At 72.2% G+C, this 2,604-nt stretch carries 2 protein-coding genes and 2 pseudogenes; 3 read left to right on the forward strand and 1 reads right to left on the reverse strand.

Going from position 1 to position 2,604, the window contains the following annotated elements; genetic code table 11:
• Nucleotides 1–225: pseudogene (locus HYE82_RS38770) on the reverse strand (hypothetical protein); the annotation flags it as partial.
• A gap of 810 nt (nucleotides 226–1,035) precedes the next feature.
• On the opposite strand from HYE82_RS38770, the gene HYE82_RS35860 reads away from it, so the two are divergent.
• The 3 genes and pseudogenes from HYE82_RS35860 to HYE82_RS35870 form a co-directional block, all read left to right on the forward strand.
• Complete coding sequence (locus HYE82_RS35860; protein ID WP_179178412.1) at nucleotides 1,036–1,251, forward strand: hypothetical protein; 216 nt, start codon at nucleotides 1,036–1,038, stop codon at nucleotides 1,249–1,251.
• Nucleotides 1,252–1,418: 167 nt separating this feature from the next.
• On the forward strand, nucleotides 1,419–1,994 hold the full coding sequence (locus HYE82_RS35865) for a GNAT family N-acetyltransferase (RefSeq protein ID WP_179178413.1): 576 nt from the start codon (nucleotides 1,419–1,421) through the stop codon (nucleotides 1,992–1,994).
• A 330-nt stretch (nucleotides 1,995–2,324) separates the two neighbouring features.
• Nucleotides 2,325–2,604, forward strand: a pseudogene (locus HYE82_RS35870) (hypothetical protein); the annotation flags it as partial.

Raw genomic sequence — 2,604 nt, forward strand, 5'->3', positions numbered from 1 at the left:
CGTCGCACGACCGTTGTCGAGGTTCGTCACCTTCAGCTTCGTCCCCACCGGGAACGTCCCACTGCTCGCCGCCGGCGCACCCGCCTCACCCGACAACGTCACCGTCGACCCCGGACACACCACCTCCGGGACGGCGGCGTTACCGGTCGCCACCGTCACGGCGACACCTCCGGTCACCAGGGCTCCCCCGACCACAGAGAGCACGAGCTTCTTCTTGAGACTCATAGTCCGTTTCCTGGACATTGACACTCCTCGATCCGATGGACGCTCCCACCCCACGTCCTGCATACGAGCGACGCCGCACGTGAGTTCAGTCCCGTCACCCCCTCACGAACCCCTCGCCGGTTCGGGTTTGGCCGCTCCGCGGGCGCACCGTGCTGCTCGTACCTCACTCCCCACGTTCGAAGAAGCAGGTCACGGACCTGAAGCCGACGGAAGTCGAAGGGGCTGCGGCGCCGGCACCGAGGGCACACGGTCGATGCGCGGGCGAGGCCACCACAGGTGCCCTTAAGGTTCAGTTGATCTGCGGTTAAGCAGTTCAAGGCACGCAGCGGTGCCGAGCGCCTGCACGCACCCCGCACCAGAGCCACGGCCCTCTGGCGCACCCCGACGGCCATGGCCGCCCCGAACTCGCGGCACTGACCACCTGACCACCCGGCAGGCCGACAGGGCCGTCCTCAACCGCCAGTGGGGGGCGGCTGGTCCTCACCCGGCAGACGGGGCGCCGCTGGTGCCCCGTCAGCCGGGGCGGCCGGGCGGCGTGCGGCCCGTCGGTGCCCTGCCCCTTCAAGGTCTGACGGTGGGCCACGGCGGCGCCGCCCGGCCGACCGGGCGGCGCAGGCCCTTGACGGGCATGCCGGGGCCGATCGCGGGCAGACGCGCCGATGTGAAAGGCGTTCAGCACAGCGGCGCGCCCCCGCGGCGCCGCGCCGGCGGCACATGCTGCCGGCCGGCGCCGTCGGCGTGCCCGGCGGGCACCTCACCACCAGGTGCCCATTGGCCTGGACTTCGATCCCGTACCGAGGAGGCACACCCATGCGCGGCATAGGCGGCTGCATCGCCCTGGTCCTGGTAGGAGCGATCCTCACCTTCGCCAGCGACTGGAAGATGGAGAGCGTCAACCTCGACGTCGTCGGACTGCTCATGATGGGCGTCGGCATCCTGGGGCTGGCCGTGTACGCGAGCGTCCTGCGGAGGCGCCGTGTCTCGGCCGCTCTGCCCGTGGTCGACGAAACCCGCGATCGCATCTGACCGGCGGCGGACGGGAGATCCTCTCGATGCGCCGGGGACGCTGAGCGGCAAAGGCCCGGAGGCCAGGGGCGTCCGGTCGGCCGGAAGTGCGTACGCCCGTACGGTGCTCCAGGCCGTGGTTCGAAATCCTCTTGCCGACGGCAGTGCCCGCACACGATTCTCCTGGCATGGACCTTCCACAGCAGGTGATCGAACTGGACGGCCTGACGCTGCGCCGCTTCGACGGCGAGGCGGACCTCCCGGAGTTCTTCCGGGTCATCGAGGAGTCGCTGGAGCACCTGCGCCCGTGGATGCCCTGGGTCGCTGAGCACAGCCTGGCCAGGACCACCGATTTCCTGGCGCGCCGCCAGGAGCTCTGGGCCGGCGGCGAGGCGTTCACCTATGCGATCGTGGTCGACGGGGCGATCGTCGGCGCGTGCATGCTGTTCCGGCGCGGGGAGACCCCGGACAACGGCCGCGAGATCGGCTACTGGCTGCATCCTGCCGCCACCGGCCGCGGCCTGGCCACCCGAACCGCGCGCGCCCTGGTCGAACAGGCCTTCCGCCTCCCCGGCGTCGACTACGTCGAGGTCGTCCACGACCCGGCCAACCGCGCCAGCGGTGCCGTCCCGGCCCGCCTCGGGTTCACCGAACACCTCCGCCGCCCTGCCGAGCGCCTCGCCCCGGCCGGGACCGGCGAGGATCAGGTCTGGCGGCTGACCCGCAGCGGGAGGAACGCCCTCGCCGCCGCAGAGGAACGATGACGGCCACGGTCGGAAGCTCCGGAGCGGTGTCGGGGGCACGTGCTTGCTGCCCCGCTCGGCTGCGGTACGCCCGGCTCTCGGTTTCCTTCAGCCAGAGGACCACGGACGCGGCGACCACACCGGTACGGCAGCGGGCGGCGAGCTTGTCGATCCGGGTCGCGGCGGCCCCCCGGAGCCGCCTCGACCGCGCGAAGCAGCGCCGGTCGGCGGCGGAATGCCCCACCGGGGTCCGGCCCCCGGCTGTCGCTGCGCGCTCCGACGGCTGCGCCGGTCGCGTCCGCGCGCGCATCATCGAAAGGAGGAGAGGGTGCCTGGGAGTGGTGGTGAGCGATGAGGCTGTCTTTCCTGGAACCCCTGTACACGGAGTCCGGCCCGTTCGCCTCGGTGTACCTGGACACCTCGCGGGACGTGGACCAGCCCGACCGGGCCATCGCCCTGCGCTGGCGCCGACTGCGTGAGGACCTGACCCGGCAGGGTGCGGACCGGGCGCTGCTCGGCGTGCTGGAGGACGCGGTCGGGGCGGATGCGGACGTGCCCGGAACGCACGGGCAGGCGATCTTCGCGGCCCACGGCACGCTTGTCCTGGACGGGGAGCTGCCCGCCCCGACCG

The sequence above is a fragment of the Streptomyces sp. BR123 genome (genome assembly GCF_013401435.1).
Lineage (GTDB): Bacteria > Actinomycetota > Actinomycetes > Streptomycetales > Streptomycetaceae > Streptomyces.

What these genes read in the sequence shown, in the direction of transcription:
- HYE82_RS35860 (WP_179178412.1), top strand. Translation starts at nt 1,036, where the DNA reads ATGCGCGGCATAGGCGGCTGCATCGCCCTGGTCCTGGTAGGAGCGATC.
- HYE82_RS35865 (WP_179178413.1), top strand. Translation starts at nt 1,419, where the DNA reads ATGGACCTTCCACAGCAGGTGATCGAACTGGACGGCCTGACGCTGCGC.